At 71.3% G+C, this 20969-nt stretch carries 18 protein-coding genes; 2 read left to right on the forward strand and 16 right to left on the reverse strand.

Annotated elements, in window-relative coordinates:
• The 13 genes from KUM32_RS11745 to KUM32_RS11800 form a co-directional block, all read right to left on the reverse strand.
• Positions 1–342: carboxyl transferase domain-containing protein (locus KUM32_RS11745; protein ID WP_302185134.1), on the reverse strand; the 342-nt coding region annotated here is incomplete at its 3' end.
• Between the two features lie 326 nt (positions 343–668).
• Entirely contained in the window at positions 669–1247 is a 579-nt protein-coding gene (locus tag KUM32_RS11750; RefSeq protein WP_217141787.1) for a cysteine hydrolase family protein, read from the reverse strand.
• A gap of 39 nt (positions 1248–1286) precedes the next feature.
• Complete coding sequence (locus KUM32_RS11755) at positions 1287–2642, reverse strand: hypothetical protein (RefSeq protein ID WP_217141788.1); 1356 nt, start codon at positions 2640–2642, stop codon at positions 1287–1289.
• Positions 2643–2712: 70 nt separating this feature from the next.
• The gene (cimA, locus tag KUM32_RS11760) at positions 2713–4317 is read right to left on the reverse strand and encodes a citramalate synthase (protein WP_217141789.1); all 1605 of its coding nucleotides are present in this window, start codon (positions 4315–4317) and stop codon (positions 2713–2715) included.
• A 309-nt stretch (positions 4318–4626) separates the two neighbouring features.
• A complete protein-coding gene (locus tag KUM32_RS11765; protein WP_217141790.1) occupies positions 4627–5241 on the reverse strand; it encodes a TetR/AcrR family transcriptional regulator in 615 nt (204 codons plus the stop codon).
• A gap of 11 nt (positions 5242–5252) precedes the next feature.
• Entirely contained in the window at positions 5253–6272 is a 1020-nt protein-coding gene (locus KUM32_RS11770) for an agmatine/peptidylarginine deiminase (RefSeq protein ID WP_217141791.1), read from the reverse strand.
• Between the two features lie 17 nt (positions 6273–6289).
• Entirely contained in the window at positions 6290–7969 is a 1680-nt protein-coding gene (locus KUM32_RS11775; RefSeq protein WP_217141792.1) for an urease subunit alpha, read from the reverse strand.
• Positions 7966–8649, reverse strand: a complete 684-nt coding sequence (gene ureA, locus KUM32_RS11780; protein ID WP_217141793.1) for an urease subunit gamma — start codon at positions 8647–8649, stop codon at positions 7966–7968. Before ureA ends, KUM32_RS11775 begins: the two co-directional genes overlap by 4 nt.
• A 204-nt stretch (positions 8650–8853) precedes the next feature.
• The gene (locus KUM32_RS11785; RefSeq protein ID WP_217141794.1) at positions 8854–9954 is read right to left on the reverse strand and encodes a branched-chain amino acid aminotransferase; all 1101 of its coding nucleotides are present in this window, start codon (positions 9952–9954) and stop codon (positions 8854–8856) included.
• A 262-nt stretch (positions 9955–10216) separates the two neighbouring features.
• Positions 10217–11269, reverse strand: coding sequence for a 3-isopropylmalate dehydrogenase (locus tag KUM32_RS11790; protein ID WP_217141795.1), 1053 nt, complete (start codon positions 11267–11269; stop codon positions 10217–10219).
• A 77-nt stretch (positions 11270–11346) separates the two neighbouring features.
• Positions 11347–11478 carry a hypothetical protein gene (locus KUM32_RS44700; protein ID WP_302185135.1) on the reverse strand — a complete coding sequence of 44 codons (132 nt, stop codon included), beginning with the start codon at positions 11476–11478 and terminating at the stop codon, positions 11347–11349.
• A 307-nt stretch (positions 11479–11785) separates the two neighbouring features.
• On the reverse strand, positions 11786–13426 hold the full coding sequence (gene pruA, locus KUM32_RS11795; RefSeq protein ID WP_217141796.1) for an L-glutamate gamma-semialdehyde dehydrogenase: 1641 nt from the start codon (positions 13424–13426) through the stop codon (positions 11786–11788).
• A gap of 49 nt (positions 13427–13475) precedes the next feature.
• Positions 13476–14402 (reverse strand): proline dehydrogenase family protein, encoded by a 927-nt coding sequence (locus KUM32_RS11800; RefSeq protein WP_217141797.1) that lies wholly within the window; start codon positions 14400–14402, stop codon positions 13476–13478.
• Between the two features lie 165 nt (positions 14403–14567).
• Between KUM32_RS11800 and KUM32_RS11805 the strand changes: the two genes are divergently transcribed.
• A complete protein-coding gene (locus KUM32_RS11805; protein WP_217141798.1) occupies positions 14568–15785 on the forward strand; it encodes a CdaR family transcriptional regulator in 1218 nt (405 codons plus the stop codon).
• Here KUM32_RS11805 and KUM32_RS11810 read toward each other — a convergent pair.
• Positions 15766–16356, reverse strand: a complete 591-nt coding sequence (locus KUM32_RS11810) for a TetR/AcrR family transcriptional regulator (protein ID WP_217141799.1) — start codon at positions 16354–16356, stop codon at positions 15766–15768. The two genes, KUM32_RS11805 and KUM32_RS11810, sit on opposite strands and share 20 nt — an antisense overlap.
• 110 nt (positions 16357–16466) lie before the next feature.
• Between KUM32_RS11810 and KUM32_RS11815 the strand changes: the two genes are divergently transcribed.
• Positions 16467–18014: an MFS transporter gene (locus KUM32_RS11815; protein ID WP_217141800.1), complete on the forward strand. Its 1548-nt coding sequence runs from the start codon at positions 16467–16469 to the stop codon at positions 18012–18014.
• 53 nt (positions 18015–18067) lie between these two features.
• Here KUM32_RS11815 and serA read toward each other — a convergent pair whose 3' ends face one another.
• Entirely contained in the window at positions 18068–19657 is a 1590-nt protein-coding gene (serA, locus tag KUM32_RS11820) for a phosphoglycerate dehydrogenase (RefSeq protein ID WP_217141801.1), read from the reverse strand.
• A 267-nt stretch (positions 19658–19924) separates the two neighbouring features.
• Positions 19925–20923 carry a ketol-acid reductoisomerase gene (gene ilvC, locus KUM32_RS11825; protein ID WP_217141802.1) on the reverse strand — a complete coding sequence of 333 codons (999 nt, stop codon included), beginning with the start codon at positions 20921–20923 and terminating at the stop codon, positions 19925–19927.
• Positions 20924–20969: the final 46 nt, after the last annotated feature.

The following is a 20969-nucleotide window of genomic DNA, read 5'->3' on the forward strand; positions in this document are numbered from 1 at the left end:
GCCCAGCGCACCCCCGAAGATCCGGAAGTCATGCGCGTAGACGAAGACCGTACGGCCCTCCACCGTCCCCCAGCCGGTGACCACACCGTCCGTGTACGGCTTCTTCTCCTCCAGCCCGAAACCCGTCGCCCGGTGCCGCCGCAACTGCTCGACCTCACGGAACGAACCCGCGTCCAGCAGCAGCTCGATCCGCTCCCGCGCCGTCAGCTTGCCCTTGGCGTGCTGCGCCGCCGTCGCCTTCTCGCTCGGCCCCGCCAGCGCCTGCGCACGCACCCCGTGCAACTCGGCCACTCGCCCGCGCGCGTCCGTCGGCTCACCCGGCGCCTCATCCAAAACGGTCATGTAGTGACTCTACGAAGCAGACCGCGGAATGCGAGCCGTCGACTCCGTACAGTCTCCGGCGTGTTTTCCTGGTACCCCTGAACAGAAACACGAGGGCATGCAGCTCTTCTGACTGCTCAGAGGGCGTGTCGCTTGTAGGAGACGTACAAAGGCGTCACCTGAGAGTCACCTCACATTCATGGGTGGCGCATACCGCCCCTGGAGTGACACGGACGTGCGGTCGGCGGCCCGTCGCGAGGATCCCGGCCCTCTCGTCGACGCTCTCGCCGCCTCGCGCAGAGGGCAGCGGCGCGGCTCCCCGCGGCTGGGACGCGCCATCTCGGCGATCAAGCAGACGTGCCGCCCGGCGCACCCCCGGAGGCGGCGAGTTCCACGTCGGCGGCGGCCCGGACCCGGATGCGGCGGCCGGGCCAGCCGATCGTCCGGTAGATCGCGTTGTAGTGGGCGACCGACCGGTCCGCCGGCGCAAGGTCACCGTCGTCCGCCGCGGTCCGCACCGACGTGGTGTGCCCGTCGGCCACGACGACCAGGTCGTACCCGAGGCTCAGGGCCTGCCGTGCCGTGGTGTCCACGCAGACCTCCGTGGCGAACCCGGTGACGATCACCTCGCTCACCCCGAGCCCCTTCAGGAGCGCGTCGAGACCGGTGCCGAGGAAGCTGTCCGGGGTCGTCTTGTCGACGACCGGCTCCCCCGCGCGGGGCGCCAGCTCGGACACGACCCGCCAGTCCCCGGTCCCGGGCACCAGGTCGTCGCCCCGCTGCCGCACCGTCACCACCGGCACTCCGGCACTCCGGGCCCGCCGGCTCAGCCCCGCGATCGCGGCCACCGTCTCGGCGGCCCGGTGCGCCATGGCGACCACGGCGTTCTGCATGTCGATGACGAGGAGTGCGCTGCGAGGTGGCATGGGCCCCACCGTAGCGACCCGCGGCACCCCCGCGCCCGTTCAGAAGCCTCCGCCGAAGTCACCGCCCCCGCTGAAGCCGCCACCGCCGCCGAAGTCACCGCCCCCGCCGAAATCGCCTCCGAAGTCACCGGCGTCGAAGTCCGCGCCGGAGACGTCGCCGCCTTCGTAGCCGCCGAAGTCGCCATAGCCCGCACCGTAGCCCGCGCCGTAGGCGGGGCTCGCCATCATGCTGCCCAGCAGGGTGCCGACCAGCAGGCCGGGCAGGATGCCGCCGCCGAAGTAGCCGCCCGCCCAGGGACCGTAGGCCGGGCCCGCGTCCCAGTAGGGGCGGCGGCCGTGGTCGGTGTCCACCTCGCGGATCGCGGGGTCCAGGCCCTCGGACAGCCGGGTCCGGTCGGCCGCGCAGACCGGGACCTGGCGGGTGGCGCCGCCCGGCGGGGTCCAGGTGACGTCGGCGACCGAGGGGCCGTGGCGCGGGTCGAAGAAGCAGGGAGGCCGGCGTTCGGGCAGCGGCTCTCCCTGGCGGCGGGCGGCGAGGCGGGCGAGCGAGAAGCGCCCGTCCTCGATGGCCTGGGTGACCGCGCGGACGTCCTCCGGTTTCCGGGCGTCCGCCATGAACGTCTTGGCCTGCTCGTAGGCGTCGAGGGCGTGGGCGTAGTCCGCGCGCATCGCGTCGTCGGCGCCCGGTTCCGCCGGGTGGAAGTCCAGGCGGTCCAGTTCCTCGCCGAACGCGGTGATGTCCTCGTCGACCACCACCCGCAGCCGGTCCAGTGCCGCCCGCTGCTCCTCCTCGCGGCGGCGCCGGTTGCGCCGGGCGATCGCGTAGGCACCCGCCCCGCCGGCCGCCACGACCGCGCCGGCGGTGATCAGGGCGCCGGTCGGCACGGAGGCGCCGCCGGAGTCCCAGGACGAGGGGGCCGAGCCGCGCACGCTGCGCAGCGCGTCGTCGACGAAGTCGTTGAGCTGGGCCTTGGGGTCGCCCGCGCCCTGGGCGGCCGTGACCAGGTTGTTCACGCCCTGGCGGCTCAGCACGCTGCTGTCCGCCCGCGCGTCGAAGCGGTCACCGAGGCGTACGCCGTACAGGCCGGTGATGCCGGTCTCGGTGCGCAGGTTCCGGAAGAGGTTCTCGGTCGGATAGCCGGCCGGGAGGACCGCCACGAAGACGGGTTCGTCCGCGTCCTCGATCTTGTCGGCGAGCGCCTCCGCGTCCGACCTCGACAGCAGGTCGGACGCGGCCGGGTCCACGTACACGGGGGACTCGCGCAGGGCCGCGCCGATCTCGGAGACGTCGGTGGCCGCCTGCGCGCCGGGCGCACCGGCCATCAGCACCGCCAGCGCGGCGATGACCGGCGCCACCAGGAGGCGTATGAGGACTCGGATGCGGGCGTCCTTCATACGTTCGAAAATACCCGAATCCCCACGAATAAGACATCAGTGCGGCCAAGAAGCCGCGGGGACCGCGCGCTCACTCGGCGGGCGAGACCCCCGCCCGCAGCAGCCCGTACGTGTAGGCGTCCTCCAGGGCCTGCCACGAGGCGGCGATGACGTTCTCCGCGACGCCCACCGTGGACCACTCCCCCGCCCCGTCCGACGTGGAGATGAGGACCCTGGTCGTGGACTGGGTGCCGTGGACGCCCTCCAGGATGCGGACCTTGTAGTCGACCAGGTCCAGCTTGGCGAGCTCCGGGTAGATCTTCTCCAGGGCGACGCGCAGCGCCCGGTCCAGGGCGTTGACCGGGCCGTTGCCCTCGGCGGTGGCGACGATGCGCTCACCCTTGGCCCAGAGCTTGACCGTGGCCTCGTTGGCGTGGGTGCCGTCGGGGCGGTCCTCGACGATCGCGCGCCAGGACTCGACGTCGAAGTACTTGAAGGCCCTGCCCTCGGCCTCCGCGCGCAGCAGGAGCTCGAAGCTCGCGTCCGCCGCCTCGTACGTGTAGCCCGCCAGCTCCCGCTCCTTCACCCGCTCGACGACCCGGCCGACCAGTTCGCGGTCGCCGCCGAGGTCGATGCCGAGTTCCTTGCCCTTGAGCTCGATGGACGCGCGGCCCGCCATGTCGGAGACGAGCATCCGCATGGTGTTGCCGACCAGCTCCGGGTCGATGTGCTGGTACAGGTCCGGGTCGACCTTGATCGCGGAGGCGTGCAGGCCCGCCTTGTGCGCGAACGCGGAGACGCCGACGTAGGGCTGGTGGGTGGAGGGCGTGAGGTTGACGACCTCGGCGACGGCGTGGGAGATCCGCGTCATCTCCCGCAGACGGCCCTCCGGCAGGACCCGCTTGCCGTACTTCAGCTCCAGGGCGGCCACGACGGGGAACAGATTGGCGTTGCCGACACGCTCGCCGTAGCCGTTCGCCGTGCACTGGACGTGGGTCGCGCCCGCGTCCACCGCGGCGAGGGTGTTGGCGACCGCGCAGCCGGTGTCGTCCTGGGCGTGGATGCCGAGCCGGGCGCCGGTGTCGGCCAGCACCGTGGTGACCACGGCCTGGATCTGCGCGGGGAGCATGCCGCCGTTGGTGTCGCACAGGACGACGACGTCGGCGCCCGCCTCGGAGGCGGCGCGGACGACCGCCTTCGCGTACTCGGCGTTGGCGCGGTAGCCGTCGAAGAAGTGCTCGCAGTCGACGAAGACGCGGCGGCCCTGCGCCTTGAGGTGGGAGACGGTGTCGGCGACCATCGCCAGGTTCTCGTCCAGAGTGGTGCGCAGGGCGAGTTCGACGTGCCGGTCGTGGGACTTGGCGACCAGCGTGATCACCTGGGCGCCGGACTCCAGAAGCGCCCTGACCTGCGGGTCCTCGGCTGCGGTCGTGCCGGCGCGTCGGGTGGAGCCGAAGGCGACCAGCTGGGCGTGCCGGAAGGCGATCTCCTCCCGGGCGCGGGCGAAGAACTCGGTGTCCCGCGGGTTCGCGCCGGGCCAGCCGCCCTCGATGAAGCCCACGCCGAAGTCGTCCAGGTGCCGCGCGATCGCCAGCTTGTCCGCGACCGTGAGGTTGATGCCCTCGCGCTGTGCGCCGTCGCGCAGGGTGGTGTCGAAGACGTGGAACGAATCGTCGAGTTCGCTGGTTGCGGTCATGATCTGAAGGCTCCTGTAGGGGATCTCGGTCTACCGGAATGACCGGCTCCACCGTCCTGCCATGATCCCTCGCGCTCTCTTCCCGGCTCCGGGTGGGCCAGGAAAACGAAAAACCTCTCGCGGGTGCGAGAGGTCTGCGCGCGGGTCGAGGACGACGGTGTCCACCCGTACCTGGTCGTACGTGGTGGTCACTGCGGACCGGCGCGCCTGCTGCCAATAATCATGGCGAACGAGAGCACGGGGGAAGTCTGGCACAGTCCGTCCGCGTTCTCACCGCCCGTCTCAGGATGCGAGCGGGGAGTGTCCACGTCACGTCGGCGCGACCAGGGTGTCGGTGAGGAACTCCCGCACGTGGCCGAGGACCTGCTCCCGGTCCGTGCCGCGCAGCCCGATCGCCACGTGGATGGCGAAGCCGTCGAGGAGGGCGCGCAGACGCGCCGCGAAACGGTCGGGGTCGACACGGCGGAACTCGCCGCGCGAGACGCCCTCGGCGAGCAGGGCGACCAGGTCGCGGTGCCAGGCCCCCTCGATGGCGGCCTGCCGGTCGCGGGCGTCGGATTCGACGGCGGCGCTCTGCGAGCGGTTCCACACCTCCAGCCACAGCGTCCAGTGCGGGTCGCGGTGGCCGTCGGGCACGTACAGGTCGACGTAGGCGTCGAGACGTTCGCGGGCCGTGCCGGTCCGGGTGAGCAGGCGGGCGCGCTCGGCTCCGAGGCGGCCCTCGCTCCACTCCAGGGTGCGCAGCAGCAGCTCGTCCTTGGAGCGGAAGTAGTACAGGAGGTGGCCGCTGCTCATGCCGACCTCGCGGCCGAGCGCCGCCATGGTGAGCTTCTCCAGACCGCGCTCGGCGATCATCTCCATGGCGGCGGCGAGGACCTCCTCGCGCGGCGGTGCGTTCTTGCGCGCCCTGGCCGCACCGGCCATCCCCGGCTCCTTCAGATCCTCGGCTGCTGTTGGGTGATGCAGTGGATGCCTCCACCGTTGGCGAAGATCGTACGGGCGTCCACCAGCGTCACCGTGCGTTCGGGGAACAGCCGCCGGAAGATGCCCGCGGCGAGCTCGTCGTTCGGGTCGCCGAAGGCGCACAGGACGACGCCGCCGTTGCAGAGGTAGTGGTTGATGTACGAGTAGTCGACCCAGTCGCCCTCCTCGTCCTTCAGGACGGTCGGGGCGGGCACCTCGACGACCTCCAGCGGGCGGCCCTTGGCGTCGGTCTGGCCGCGCAGGATCTCCAGGTACGTCTGCGAGCGGGCGTGGTCCGGGTGGACGGGGTCGCGCTGACTGTGCACGACGACGGTGCCCGGCCGCGCGAAGGCCGCGACGATGTCGACGTGGCCCTGCGTGCCGTACGTGCCGTAGTCGGCGGCCAGGCCGTGCGGGAGCCAGATCGCCTTGCTGGTGCCGAGCTTGGCGTGGACCTCCGCCTCGACCTGCTCGCGGGTCCAGCCGGGGTTGCGGCCCGCGCCGAGCTGGACGGTGTCGGTCAGCAGGACCGTGCCCTCGCCGTCGACGTGGATCGCGCCGCCCTCGTTCACGAGCGGGCTGCTCAGCACGGGAACCCCGGCGAGGTCCGCGACCTGGCGGGCGATCTCGGAGTCGTGCCCCCAGCGGGCCCAGTCCTGGGCGCCCCAGCCGTTGAACACCCAGTCCACGGCGGCCGGCCGGCCCTCCTCGTCCTTCACGAAGGTCGGGCCGATGTCCCGCATCCACGCGTCGTCCAGCTCGCGCTCCACCAGCGCGACGTCCGGTCCGAGCAGTTCGCGCGCCGAGTCGCCCTGGCCGGGGCCGTGCACCATCGTCACCGGCTCGAAGCGGCTCACGGCACGGGCGACGGACGCCCAGGCGGCACGGGCGTCCGCCAGCTCGGCTCCGTCGCCGAACGTCGGGTTGGGGCCGGGCCAGGCCATCCAGGTGCGCTCGTGCGGGGCCCACTCGGGGGGCATGCGGAAGGTCATGGAGGTGTCCCAGGAGGTCAGAGGAAGTACAGGCGGTTGAGGGAGACGGACTCGGCCGGTTCGGAGCGGAGGGGGTCGCCGTCCAGGGTGACCAGGCCGGTGCGCTGGTCGACGTCGACCTGCCCGGTACGGGAGTTGAGGCGCAGGTCGGCCGGGCCGATGCCGCGGGTGCCGCGCACGGCGACCCTGCGGCGGCGGGTCGGCATGGTGTCGTTGCCCTGGTCCAGGGCGGCCTGCGCGACGAAGGCCACGGAGATGTCGGCGGGCGTCGCGCCGTGCGCGCCGAACTGGGGGCCGAGGACCAGGGGTTCGCAGGTGTCGGTGGCCGCGTTCGGGTCGCCGACCACGCCGTAGGCCGGGAAGCCGGACTTGAGGACGAGCTGCGGCTTGGCCCCGAAGTACTCAGGGCGCCACAGCACGATGTCGGCGAGCTTGCCGGTCTCGATCGAACCGACCTCGTGGGCCAGGCCGTGGGCGATGGCGGGGTTGATGGTCAGCTTGGCGATGTAGCGCAGGACGCGCTCGTTGTCGTGGTCGGCGTCCGGTGCGCCGAACTCGGCCTTCATCTTCCCGGCCATCGCGAAGGTGCGGCGGACCGTCTCGCCGGCGCGGCCCATGCCCTGCGCGTCGGAGGAGGTGATGCCGATCGCGCCCAGGTCGTGCAGCACGTCCTCGGCGCCCATGGTCCCGGCGCGGATGCGGTCGCGGGCCATGGCGGCGTCGCCCGGCAGGTCGGTCTTGAGGTCGTGGACGGAGACGATCATGCCGTAGTGCTCGGCGACCGCGTCCCGGCCGAAGGGCAGGGTGGGGTTGGTGGAGGAACCGATGACGTTGGGGACGCCGGCCATCTTCAGGACGTTGGGGACGTGTCCGCCGCCGCAGCCCTCGATGTGGAAGGCGTGGATGGTGCGGCCCTCCAGGACACGGAGGGTGTCCTCCACGGAGAGGCACTCGTTCAGGCCGTCGCTGTGCAGGGCGACCTGGACGTCGTGCTCCTCGGCGACGCGCAGCGCGGTGTCGAGCGCGCGCGTGTGGGCGCCCATGTCCTCGTGCACCTTGAAGCCGCTCGCCCCGCCCTCGGCCAGCGCCTCGGTCAGGGGCGCCGGGTCCGAGGACGAACCCCGGCCCAGGAAGCCGATGTTGACCGGCCAGGCGTCGAACGCGCCGAACGCGTGCCGCAGCGCCCAGGGCGAGTTGACGCCGACGCCCCAGACCGGGCCGAACTCCTGCCCGATGATCGTCGTCACACCGGACGCCAGCGACGCCTCCATGATGCGCGGGGAGAGCAGGTGGACGTGGGTGTCGACGGCCCCGGCGGTGGCGATGAGTCCCTCACCGGAGACGATGGACGTGCCCGTGCCGACCACGACGTCGACGCCGTCGAGGGTGTCGGGGTTCCCGGCCCGGCCGATCCCGCATATCCGGCCCTCGCGGATGCCGATGGAGACCTTCCTGATCCCCTGCGCCGCGTCGATCACGACGACGTTGCTGATGACGACGTCGCAGGTCTCGCGTACGGCGGCGGCCTTGAGGTGCAGTCCGTCGCGGGCGGTCTTGCCGAAGCCCGCGAGGAACTCGTCGCCGTAGTGCTGGGCGTCGGACTCCACCCGGATCACCAGGCCCGAGTCACCGAGCCGGAGCCGGTCGCCGGCGCGGGGGCCGTGGGTCGCGGCGTACGCGTACGGGTCCATGCTCATCGGTCTGCTCCCAGGTATCCGCAGGCGGCGGCCCGGCGCAGGGCCTCTTCCTTCGCGCCCGGCGCGTCCAGCGGGCCGTCGACCAGTCCGGCGAAGCCGATCGCCACGCGCGCGCCGCCGATGGGCACGAGGCCGACCTCGACGCGCTCGCCGGGGCCGAAGCGGACCGAGGAGCCGGCGGGGACGGCGAGGCGCATGCCGTAGGCGCGTGCACGGTCGAAGTCCAGGCGCGGGTTGGCCTCGAAGAAGTGGAAGTGGGAGGTGACGGAGACCGGCACGGTCGCGGTGTTGGTGACCGGGATGCGCACCGCGGCCTCGGGTTCGGCGTGGTCCGGGCCCGGCAGCAGGGCTCCCGGGCCCGCCTCCCCGAGCGCCCCGCCCCCGATGGGGTCGGAGACGATCGCGAGCCGCGACCCGTCGTCGAAGACGGCCTCCACGTGGACCTCGGTGACCACGTCCGCGACGCCGGGCAGCACGTCGTCCGGGCCGAGTACGGACCGGGCGCGCTCGATGGCCTGCGCGAGGCGCGCGCCGTCGCGGGCGGCCTCGCACACCGTGTCGGCGATCAGCGCGGTCGCTTCCGGCACGTTCAGCCTGAGTCCGCGCGCACGGCGGGCGCGAGCCAGCTCGGCCGCCCCGAAGAGCAGCAGCCGGTCGCGTTCCGTGGGAGTCAGTCTCACTACGCGGCACCTCCTCGCCTGTGTCGTTTAGAACAGGACTCTAAACACTGACGCCAGGAAGCGAAAGGGATCCACGAGGTTCAGGCGCACATCACATGGAACGTCACTCTAACTACGGGCGAGGGTGTGGCGCCGGTCCGGAAAAGCGGCGGGCCGCCACGGACACGGAGTCCGGGGCGGCCCTGTGGACGACCGGGGAGGCTGCTAAGACACGGCCTGGCCGAGCCGGTGCATCCAGCCGTGCCGGTCCTCGGTGACACCGCGCTGGATGCCGAGCAGCGCCTCGCGCAGGCGCGAGGTGACCGGGCCGGGCGTGCCGTCGCCGTGGGTCCAGGCGTCGCTCTTGGTCTTGACGTGGCCGATGGGCGTGACCACGGCGGCGGTGCCGCAGGCGAAGACCTCGGTCAGGGCCCCGGACCTGGCGTCCTCGCGCCACTGCTCCAGGGTGACGACCCCCTCCTCGGCGGTGTAGCCGAGGTCACGGGCGACCTGGAGGAGGGAGTCGCGGGTGATGCCCTCCAGGATCGAGCCGCTCAGCTCGGGGGTGACGACGCGATCGCCGTAGACGAACGCGATGTTCATGCTGCCGCTCTCCTCGACCTTGGTGCGCGTCACCGCGTCGAGGTAGACGACCTGGTCGCAGCCGTGCGCGGCGGCCTCGGCCTGGGGCAGCAGGGAGGCCGCGTAGTTGCCGCCGGTCTTGGCGTCGCCGGTGCCGCCGGGGACGGCGCGGACGTGGTCCTCGGAGACCCAGATGGTGACCGGCTTGACGCCGCCGGCGAAGTAGGCGCCGGACGGCGAGGCGATCAGCATGAACAGGTACTCGTTGGCCGGGTGGACGCCGAGCCCGGTCTCCGAGGCGAACATGAACGGGCGCAGGTAGAGGGACTCCTCGCCGCCGTGCGGCGGCACCCAGGCGGCGTCCTGGGTGAGCAGGGCGTCCAGGGCCGCGATGAACAGTTCCTCGGGCAGCTCGGCCATGGCCATGCGGCGGGCGGAGTTGCGGAAGCGGCGCGCGTTGGCCTCGGGACGGAAGAGCGCGACCGAGCCGTCCGGCTGGCGGTAGGCCTTCAGGCCCTCGAAGATCTCCTGGCCGTAGTGGAGGACGTGCGTCGAGGGATCGAGGGAGAGCGGCCCGTAGGGGACGAGCTCCGCGTCGTGCCAGCCCCGGCCCTCCGTCCATTTGATCGTCACCATGTGATCGGTGAAGTGGCGGCCGAACCCCGGGTTGGCCAGGATCGCCTCGCGTTCGGCGGCGGAGAGCGGGCTGGCGGAGGGCTTGAGCTCGATCGTGGGCGTCGTCATGGATTGATGTCCTTCACCGGTTGTCGTGACGGGCCGCGGTCACGCCCGTACGGCCGGTGGCCGGTGCTAGGACGTCCGAGCATTCCCTCATGTCGCGGCTTCGCGTTCGATTATCGCGCGCGGGTGACGACGGGTGAAACGGGGTGAATGCGGCCCAGGATTCAGATGGTCGCACCTGGCGGACGCAGGAGAAAGCCGCCGGGTGCCTTGTTCTGGGACCCGGCGGCTTCGATGGAGATTCGATCGAGTGGCGCGGCGGGTGTCAGCCGGCTACTCGTACGGCGAGCGCGTCGCCGATCTCGGAGGTGCTCCGGGCGGGCAGGTCGCCGCGCTCGCCGAGGTCGGCCGAGACCGCGTCCTCGATCCGGGTGGCCTCGGCCTCGTAGCCGAGGTGGCGCAGCAGCAGGGCGACGGACAGGACCGTGGCGGTGGGGTCGGCCTTGCCCTGGCCGGCGATGTCGGGCGCGGAACCGTGGACCGGCTCGAACATCGAGGGATAGGCGCCGGACGGGTTGATGTTCCCGCTCGCGGCGACGCCGATGCCGCCGGAGACGGCCGCGGCGAGGTCGGTGATGATGTCACCGAAGAGGTTGTCGGTGACGATCACGTCGAAGCGCTCGGGCTGGGTGACCAGGTAGATGGTCGCCGCGTCGACGTGCATGTACTCGGTGGTGACGTCGGGGTACTCCTCGGCCACCTTGTTGAAGACGTTCGTCCACAGGTGACCCGCGAAGGTCAGCACGTTGTTCTTGTGGATCAGCGCCAGCTTCTTGCGCGGGCGGGCCTGCGCGCGGGCGAAGGCGTCGCGGACCACGCGCTCCACACCGAAGGCCGTGTTGACGGAGACCTCGGTGGCGACCTCGTGCTCGGTGCCCTTGCGGATGGTGCCGCCGTTGCCCGTGTACGGGCCCTCGGTGCCCTCGCGGACGACGACGAAGTCGATCTCCGGCTGGCCGGCGAGGGGGGTGGCGACACCCGGGAGCAGCTTCGACGGCCGCAGGTTGACGTGGTGGTCGAAGGCGAAGCGGAGCTTCAGCAGGAAGCCGCGCTCCAGCACACCGGACGGCACCGAAGGGTCGCCGATCGCGCCGAGCAGGATGGCGTCGTGGGCCTTGAGGGCGTCGAGGTCGGCGTCGGTGAGGGTCTCACCGGTGGCGTGGTAGCGCCGGGCGCCGAAGTCGAACTCCTTGGTCTCCAGCTTCACATCCTGCGGAAGGACGGCGGAGAGGACCTTGAGACCCTCGGCCACGACCTCCTGGCCGATGCCGTCACCGGGAATCACTGCGAGATTGAGGATGCGAGAGCTTGCCGACATGCGCAGCACCCTACCCTTCGTCCCACGGGATGACATGAGGCGTCCGCCATGCGGACGCCCCGGCCGTCACGTCCGGCTCAGTGGCCGGTGGCGCCACCGTTGTCCCGGCGGTCGAGGGCGCGCTGGAGGGCGGCGGCGGCGTTCTTGCGGTCGGAGTCGCCGGTACGGGAGAGGTGGCGGACTCGGCGGCGGACGGTCGTCTCGGCCATGGGAATCGACTCCTTCGGCACGGCGCAGGCAAGTGCGGAGAAACGGGTGTGCGAGACGCCGGAAGGGGACGGGGAGCACGGTGCCGCAGGGGTTGCCTGCACGGGGCCCGGCTCACGACCGTCGTTCGCTCGATCGAGCGTGACGTTCGGCTCCTACAAAGCTAAGGGAGCGCGGAGCGTCTGTCTCCACAATTACTCGGACTTCCTACTATCTGAGACGGTGTCCTCGGGCACCCGGCCCCGACGTGCGAGAACGCCCGACGGGCCAGGTCGGGTGACCTGGCCCGTCGGGCGGCGCTCGCGGGCCTCAGCCCATGTGCGGGTACGTGTAGTCGGTCGGTGCGACCAGCGTCTCCTTGATGGCGCGGGTCAGGGTCCAGCGCATCAGGTTCTGCGGGGCGCCGGCCTTGTCATTGGTGCCGGAGGCACGGCCGCCGCCGAAGGGCTGCTGGCCGACGACGGCGCCGGTCGACTTGTCGTTGATGTAGAAGTTGCCGGCCGCGTAGCGCAGCTTCTCCATCGTGTACGCCGCCGCCGCGCGGTCGTTGGAGATGACCGAGCCGGTGAGGGCGTAGTCGGACACCGACTCCATCTGGGTCAGCATCTCGTCGTACTTCTCGGGGGAGCTGTCGTCGTACACGTACACGGCGAGGATCGGACCGAAGTACTCGGTGCGGAAGACCTCGTTCTCCGGGTCGGTGCACTCGATGACGGTCGGGCGGACGAAGTAGCCGACCGAGTCGTCGTAGGAGCCGCCCGCGACGATCGTGCAGGTGTCGTCCTCCTTGGCGCGGTCGATGGCGGCCTTGTTCTTGGCGAAGGACCGCTCGTCGATGACGGCGCCGATGAAGTTCGACAGGTCGGTGACGTCACCCATGGTGAGGTAGTCGACCTCGGCGGCGAACTCCTCCTTGAAGCCGTCGTTCCAGATCGACGCCGGAATGTAGGCGCGGGAGGTGGCGCTGCACTTCTGGCCCTGGTACTCGAAGGCGCCGCGGGTCAGGGCGGTCTTCAGCACCGCGCGGTCGGCGCTCGGGTGCGCGACCAGGAAGTCCTTGCCGCCGGTCTCGCCGACCAGGCGGGGGTAGGTGCGGTACTTCTCGATGTTGTTGCCGACCGTCTTCCACAGGTGCTGGAAGGTCTTGGTCGAGCCGGTGAAGTGGATGCCGGCCAGGTCGCGGTGGTTCAGGGCGACCTCGGAGACCTCCAGGCCGTCGCCGGTGACCAGGTTGATGACGCCCTTGGGCAGACCGGCCTCCTCCAGCAGCTCCATGAGCAGCACGGCGGCGTGGGTCTGGGTGGGGGACGGCTTCCAGACCACCACGTTGCCCATCAGGGCCGGGGCGGTGGGCAGGTTGGCCGCGATCGCGCTGAAGTTGAACGGCGTGATCGCGTAGACGAAGCCCTCCAGCGGGCGGTGGTCCAGGCGGTTCCACACGCCCGGCGAGTTGGCCGGGGGCTGCTCGGCCAGGATGTTCCGCGCGTAGTGGACGTTGAAGCGCCAGAAGTCGACCAGCTCGCAGGGGCTGTCGATCTCGGCCTGCTGGGCCGTCTTGGACTGGCCGAGCATGGTGGAGGCGGCGATGGTCTCGCGCCACGGGCCGGACAGCAGCTCGGCGGCGCGCAGGATGATCGCCGCGCGGTCGTCGAAGGACATCGCGCGCCACGCCGGGGCGGCGGCCAGGGCGGCGTCGATCGCGTCCTGGGCGTCCTGCTGGGTGGCGTTGGCGTAGGTGCCCAGGCGTGCCTTGTGGTTGTGCGGCTGCACGACGTCGAAGCGCTCGCCGCCGCCCATCCGCTTGACGCCGCCGATGGTGCACGGCAGGTCGATCGGGTTGTCGGCCAGCTCCCTGAGCTTGGCCTCCAGACGGGCGCGCTCGGGCGAGCCGGGGGCGTAGCCGTGCACCGGCTCGTTGACGGGGGTGGGGACCTGGGTCACAGCGTCCATGGGTTCCGTAGCTCCTTGACTTCAGCGGGTTGTGCGAGCGGGTGCGGGCTCAGCCCTTGGTGACCATCGAGCGGACGAAGAACCGGAGGTTGGCCGGCTTCTCCGCCAGACGGCGCATGAAGTAGCCGTACCAGTCGGTGCCGTAGGCGGTGTAGACGCGCATGCGGTGACCCTCGGCCGCCAGCCGCAGGTGCTCGTCGCCACGGATGCCGTACAGCATCTGGAACTCGTACTCGTCGAGCTTGCGTCCGGCGGTCCGGGCCAGCTCCTGGGCGATGGAGATCAGACGTGGGTCGTGCGACCCGACCATCGGGTAACCCTCGCCCTCCATCAGCGTCCGCAGGATGCGCACGTACGCCTTGTCGATCTCGTGACGCTGCTGGTACGCGACCTCGGCGGGCTCCTTGTAGGCGCCCTTCACCAACCGTACGCGAGAGCCGCTGTCGGCGAGGCGGCGCGCGTCGGCCTCGGTGCGGAAGAGGTAGGCCTGGATGACGCAGCCGGTCTGCGGGAAGTCCTTCCGCAGCTCCTCGTGGATGGCGAACATCGAGTCGAGGGTGGTGTGGTCCTCGGCGTCGAGGGTGACCGTGGTGCCGATCCCTGCGGCGGCCTCGACGACCGGGCGGACGTTCTTCAGGGCCAGCTCGTGCCCGCCGGCCAGCGCCTGGCCGAACATGGACAGCTTCACCGACATCTCGGCGCGGGGGCCGAGGTCCAGCGGCTTCAGCCGGTCGATCAGCTCCAGGTAGGCGTCCCGGGCGGCCTCGGCCTGCGCGGGGCTGGTGATGTCCTCGCCGACGACGTCCATCGTCAGCTCCAGTCCCTGGTCGGTCAGCTCCCGGATGATCGGCACGATCTCGTCGACCGTCTCGCCGGGGATGAACCGGTCGACGACCGGCTTGGTCACGGGCGCGGCCGAAACCAGACGACGCATCCGGTCGCTGCGCGACGCGGCGAGAATCACGGGACCCAGCACGGGGCACCTCCACTTACCAACCAACACAGGGGCCGCCACCCGACGATTCGGGAACGGCACGGAGAACCACCGTGAAATCTAAGGATCCCCCCGATCGCCGACCATCGACAGCTGTCACGCATCCGTGCCGCAGATCTCAGACAGGTGTATGAAGGGCCTCCACAAATGCGGCAGAATGCCCGGGTGACGTCGGATTCCAGAAGCTCCGGAGGTTCCCGTGGCGACTACCAGGAGCTGGTCGACGAGATCTCCGAGCTGCTGGGCGCGCCCGCGACCCTGGAGAACCGCGACTTCGAGCTGATCGCCTTCGGCGCGTACGACAGCGAGGGCGACCTGGACCCCTCCGCCCTGGACCCGGTGCGCACCCGTTCGATCCTCACCCGGCGCTCCACCGCGGCGGTCCGCGCCTGGTTCGAGAGCTTCGGCATCGCCCGCGCGACCGGCCCGGTCCGCATCCCCCCGACTCCGGAGGCGGGCGTGTACCGGGGGCGCACGTGTCTGCCGGTGCGCCATCGGGGTGTGGTGCTGGGGTACGTGTGGCTCCTGGACACCGACCCGGGCCCGACGCAGCGGCAGCTCACGGCGGCCATGGAGGTCACCGTCCGCATCGGCGCCCTGCTCGCGGACGAGGCGCAGCACGGCGCCGACCTGAGCCGGGAGCTGCGGGCGGTGCTGACCGCCGAAAGGGACTGGCAGCGGGACATGGCCGTGGCGGAACTGCGCACCGCGCTGGGCTCGCGCGCGGACACGCCGCACGCGGTGGTGTGCGTGGCGCCCTGGCCCTCGGCCGACCCGGACGACGCGCCCTCGGTGCGTACGGTGCCGGGGGCGACGGCCTTGTGCACGGTGCCGTGGGAGACCGCCGGACAGTCACTGGCGCTGCTCGTCCGGCTGCGCTCGGCGGACGCGGTGACCCCGGCGACGTCGGCGGCGGGGCGGCTGCTGGAGCGGGCGCGGGGTGCGGGCGGGGCCGGGGCGGCGGCGGGGGTCTCCGCGCCGCGCACCGGACTGGCGGAGCTGGGGGCGGCCTGGGGCGAGGCGTCGGCGGCGGCCCGGGCGGCACGGGCCGAGGCGCGGTTCGGCCCGGTCGCGGAGTGGACGTCCATCGGGCCGTTCCGCCTGTTGACCGCGCTGCCCCCGCGGTCCGCCCACGATCCGGCGGTGCGGGTGCTGCTCTCCCCCGCCCACCGGGAACTGGCCCGCACCGCCGAGGCGTACCTGGACTGCGCGGGACAGGCCGGCCGCACGGCTGCCGGGCTGGGCATCCACCGTCAGACGCTGTACTACCGTCTCTCCCGCGTCGAACAGCTCACGGGCCTGGACCTGGACGACGGCGAGGACCGGCTGCTGCTGCACATGGCGCTCAAGGCCTGTCGCCTGTAGCGGCCGCGATCACCTGGCGCAGCCCCTCGGTGAGTTGCTCCGCCTCGGGGGCGGACTTCGGATCGAAGGTCCACTGCGCGATGAGCCCCGTCATCAGGGTCACGTAGAACATGCCGAGGGTGTCCGCCGTCTCGTCGGAGACGTCCTCCTCCCGGCCGCCCATGAGCGAGGGGATGAGGCCGCGCCCGGCCTCCCACTGGGCCCGCGCCAGATGGTCGCGCACCTCGGGCATCCGGTCACCCATGACCACGATCTCCATGCTGAGGTGCCAGATGGACCCCGGCTCCCGCATGGTCCGGATGATGTTGGACCACACGATCTGGAACCGCTCGGTCGAGCCGGGTGCGGTCCTGTCGAACGCGGCCCGGTCCCCCTCGAAGGCGTCGCCCATCTCCTCGACCAGCGAGATGTAGGCCTGGGCGAGCAGCGCGTCCTTCGAGCCGTAGTGATAGCCGATGGACGCCAGGTTGGTCCCCGACTCCTTGACGACGTCCCGCGCGGTCGTACGCGCGAAGCCCTTCTCCAGCAGGCAGCGCTTGGCGCCTTCCAGCAGATCCTCGCGGTGTCCCATGGCGTCACTCTACCCCGCGATCCATACAGCCGTCCCATACAGTCGTCCCATACGCATGTCCTATACGTGTGTACTAGACGTGCGTATAGGACACGCGTACAGTCGCCGGCATGACAACCAACCCGCCCCGGGCCGGCCGCCGCGAGTGGACCGCGCTCACCGTGCTGATGCTCCCGCTGCTGCTGGTCTCGATGGACGTCTCCGTCCTCTACTTCGCGATCCCGGAGATCAGCGCGGACCTGGAACCGAGCGGCAGCCAGCAGCTGTGGATCTTCGACATCTACGGCTTCGTGCTGGCCGGTCTGCTGATGACGATGGGGTCGCTGGGCGACCGCATCGGCCGCCGCAGGCTGCTCCTCATCGGGGCGGCGGCCTTCGGCGCGGCGTCCCTGCTCGCGGCCTACGCGCACACCGCCGAGACGCTGATCGCGGCCCGCGCGGTCCTCGGCGTCGGCGGCGCCACCCTGATGCCGTCGACGATGGCGCTGGTCCGCACGATGTTCACCGATCCCGCCCAGCGGGCGAAGGCGATCGGGCTGTGGTCCGGCGTGATGACGGCCGGGATCGCACTCGGCTCGGTGCTGAGCGGCGTCCTCGTCGAGCACTTCTGGTGGGGCTCGGTCTTCCTGGTCAACCTGCCCGCCATGGTCCTGCTGCTGGTCCTCGGCCCGGTGCTGCTCCCCGAGTCCAGGAACCCCTCCCCCGGCCGCTTCGACCTGCTGAGCGTCCCGCTGTCGATGGCGGCGGTACTGCCCGTCGTCTACGGCCTGAAGGAACTGCCCTCCGAGGGCTGGAACGTCCGCTACGTCGTCTCGATCACCGTCGGCCTGCTGTTCGCGGCGCTGTTCGTGCAGCGCCAGCGCACCGCGGCCTCGCCGATGATCCCGCCCTCCCTCTTCCGCGGGCACGGTTTCACCCCGGCGCTCGTCCTCAACACCGTGTCGGCCTTCGGGATGATGGGCTCGGCGTACTTCACCACCCAGTACCTGCAGTCGGTCCTGGGCAAGAGCGCGCTGGAGGCCGCGCTGTGGAGTCTGCTGCCCTCGGTGCTCATCGGCGCCGCCGCACCGGTCGCCGCCCAGCTGGTCCAGCGCGGTGTCGAGCGCGCGTACGTCGTGACGGCCGGCTTCGTCATCGCCGCGGCGGGCTACGGGCTGCTCGCCCTGGCCGGCACCGACTCGTTGTGGCTGGTGCTGGCCGCGTGCGGCGTCCTCGCCGCCGGCATCGTCATCGTGCTGTCGCTGCTCACCGACCTGGCCCTGAGCTCGGCCCCGGTCGAGAAGGCGGGCGCGGCCTCCTCACTGCTCGAAACCGCCACCGAGTTCGGCGGCGCCCTGGGCATGGCCGCCCTCGGGTCCATCGGTACGGCCCTCTACCGCCACGGCATCCCCTCGGGCGCCCCCGCTCCGGCCCGGGAGACCCTGGGTGGCGCCCTGACAGTCGCCGCCGAACTGCCGGGACGCACGGGAGACACCCTGGCCGCGGCGGCACGCGAGGCGTTCACCGACGGAATGCGGGGTGCCGCGGTCGCGGCGGCGCTGCTGCTCCTCGGGGCGGCGGGACTGGCCGCGATGGGGCTGCGGCACATCAGGGTGCGGCCCCCTACGTCCACGGAAAACGCCGGACAGGCTGATCGACTCAGCCCGTCCGGCGTTTGAGGACGGCCCGTTCGGAGCGAACGGAGGCCCGGGGGCGGAGCCCCCGGGTCAGGTCAGACCAGGTTCACCGACCGGGCCGACGTCGCGCCGATCTCCGCCGCGACCTCCGCCAGGACCGCGGCGGGCACCGTGTCGTCCACGGTCAGCACGGCCAGCGCCTCGCCGCCGACCGTCGCGCGGGCGACCTGCATGCCGGCGATGTTGATGCCGGCCTCGCCGATGACGCGGCCGACGGTGCCGACGACGCCGGGGCGGTCCTCGTAGCGCAGCACCACCATGTGGTCGGCGAGGGCGAGGTCGACGTCGTACTCGCCGACGGCGACGATCTTCTGGAGGTGCTTCGGGCCGGCCAGCGTGCCGGAGACCGACACCTCCTCGCCGTCCGAGAGGGTGCCGCGCACGGTGACCACGTTGCGGTGCTCCGGGGACTCCGAGCTGGTGGTCAGCCGCACCTCGACGCCGCGCTCCTGGGCGAACAGCGGGGCGTTGACGTAGGACACGGTCTCGTCGACGACGTCCTCGAAGACTCCCTTGAGGGCGGAGAGCTCCAGCACCTTCACGTCGTGCTGGGTGATCTCGCCGTAGACCTCGACGTCGAGGCGGACGGCGACCTCGCCCGCGAGCGCGGTGAAGATGCGGCCGAGGCGCTCGGCGAGCGGCAGACCCGGCTTGACGTCCTCGGCGATGACGCCGCCCTGGACGTTCACCGCGTCGGGGACCAGCTCACCGGCGAGGGCGAGGCGGACCGACTTGGCGACGGCGATGCCGGCCTTCTCCTGCGCCTCGTCGGTGGAGGCGCCGAGGTGCGGGGTGCAGACGACCTCGTCGAACTCGAAGAGCGGGGAGTCCGTGCACGGCTCCTTGGCGTACACGTCCAGGCCGGCGCCCGCGACGCGGCCCTCCTTGAGCGCCGAGTACAGCGCCTCCTCGTCGACGATGCCACCGCGCGCGGCGTTGACGATGCGGACGCTCGGCTTGACCTTGCGCAGCGCCTCGTCGCCGATCAGCCCGAGGGTCTCGGGGGTCTTGGGCAGGTGGACGGTGATGAAGTCGGAGACCTCGAGCAGCTCGTCCAGCGACAGCACCTTGACGCCCATCTGCGCGGCCCGCGCGGGCTGCACGTAGGGGTCGTAGGCGACGACCTTCATGCCGAAGGCCGACATGCGCTGCGCGACGAGGGCACCGATGCGGCCGAGGCCGACGACACCGAGGGTCTTCTCGGCCAGCTCGACACCGGTGTACTTGCTGCGCTTCCACTCGCCGTTCTTCAGCGCGGCGTTGGCCTGCGGGATGTTGCGGGCGGTGGCGATGAGCAGACCGCAGGCCAGCTCGGCGGCGGTCACGATGTTGGAGGTCGGGGCGTTGACCACCATCACGCCGGCCTTGGTGGCGGCGGAGACGTCGACGTTGTCCAGGCCGACGCCGGCTCGTGCGACGACCTTGAGCTTCTTGGCGGCGGCGATGGCCTCGGCGTCGACCTTGGTGGCGGAGCGGACCAGGATCGCGTCCACGTCGGCGATGGCGGGGAGCAGTTCGGCCCGGTCCGCGCCGTTGCACTGGCGGATCTCGAAGTCGGGGCCAAGCGCGTCCACGGTCGCGGGCGACAGCTCTTCAGCGATGAGTACGACGGGTTTCGAGCTCACGTGAGTCCTCACAAGTCCAATGCGGACGGCCGTCCCGACGGCCGCATGCGGTGGAGGTTTGCTAGCCGCGTGGAAGACGCACGACGCTGTGGGCCTGACGCGTATGTTGTTCAGCAGTCTAGTGGCGTGGCGGGCGCCGTCCTGCGCCTCCGCGGAAGGATCACCCGTCCGTGGGTGGACGGGTTGGACAACGCCGTGCGTCCGACGTCACCCGGGGCTGGGCGCGGGGGCCGGGGCGGCGTCCGCCCCGGCCCCCGCGCCCGAGGCTCACGCCTCCTCGTCGACCCAGCTCATGAGCTTGCGCAGCTCCTTGCCGGTGGTCTCCAGCAGGTGCTCGGAGTCCTGCTTCTTGTACTCGTTGTACTTCTTCAGACCGCCGTGGTACTCGTCCATCCAGTTCTTGGCGAACGTGCCGTCCTGGATCTCGGCGAGGACCTTCTTCATCTCGGCCTTGGTGGCGTCCGTGATGATCCGCGGGCCGGTGACGTAGTCGCCCCACTCGGCGGTCTCGGAGATCGACCAGCGCATCTTCTCCAGGCCGCCCTCGTACATGAGGTCCACGATCAGCTTCAGCTCGTGCAGGCACTCGAAGTAGGCGATCTCCGGCTGGTAGCCGGCCTCGGTCAGCGTCTCGAAGCCCGCCTTCACCAGCGCGGCGGTACCACCGCAGAGGACGGCCTGCTCACCGAAGAGGTCGGTCTCGGTCTCCTCGGTGAAGGTCGTCTTGATGACACCGGCGCGGGTGCCGCCGATGCCCTTGGCGTAGGACAGGGCCAGCGCGAACGCCTTGCCGGTCGCGTCCTGCTCGACGGCGGCGATGCACGGGACGCCGCGGCCCTCCTCGTACTGACGGCGCACCAGGTGGCCCGGGCCCTTGGGGGCGACCATGCAGACGTCCACGCCGGCCGGGGGCTTGATGAAGCCGTAGCGGATGTTGAGGCCGTGACCGAAGAACAGCGCGTCGCCGTCCTTCAGGTTGTCCTTGATGTGCTCCTCGTAGACCTGGGCCTGGATCGGGTCCGGGACCAGGATCATGATGACGTCGGCCTCGGCGGCGGCCTCCGACGGGCTCACCACGCGCAGGCCCTGCTCCTCGGCCTTGGCCTTGGACTTGGAGCCCTCGTGCAGACCGACGCGCACGTCGACGCCGGAGTCGCGCAGCGACAGGGCGTGGGCGTGGCCCTGGCTGCCGTACCCGATGACCGCGACCTTGCGGCCCTGGATGATGGACAGGTCGGCGTCGGCGTCGTAGAACAGCTCGGCCACTGGGTTCTCTCCTTGTGTGCAGGTGTTGCGTCCCACCGTATGCGGT

The sequence above is a fragment of the Streptomyces sp. AC627_RSS907 genome, assembly GCF_019049165.1.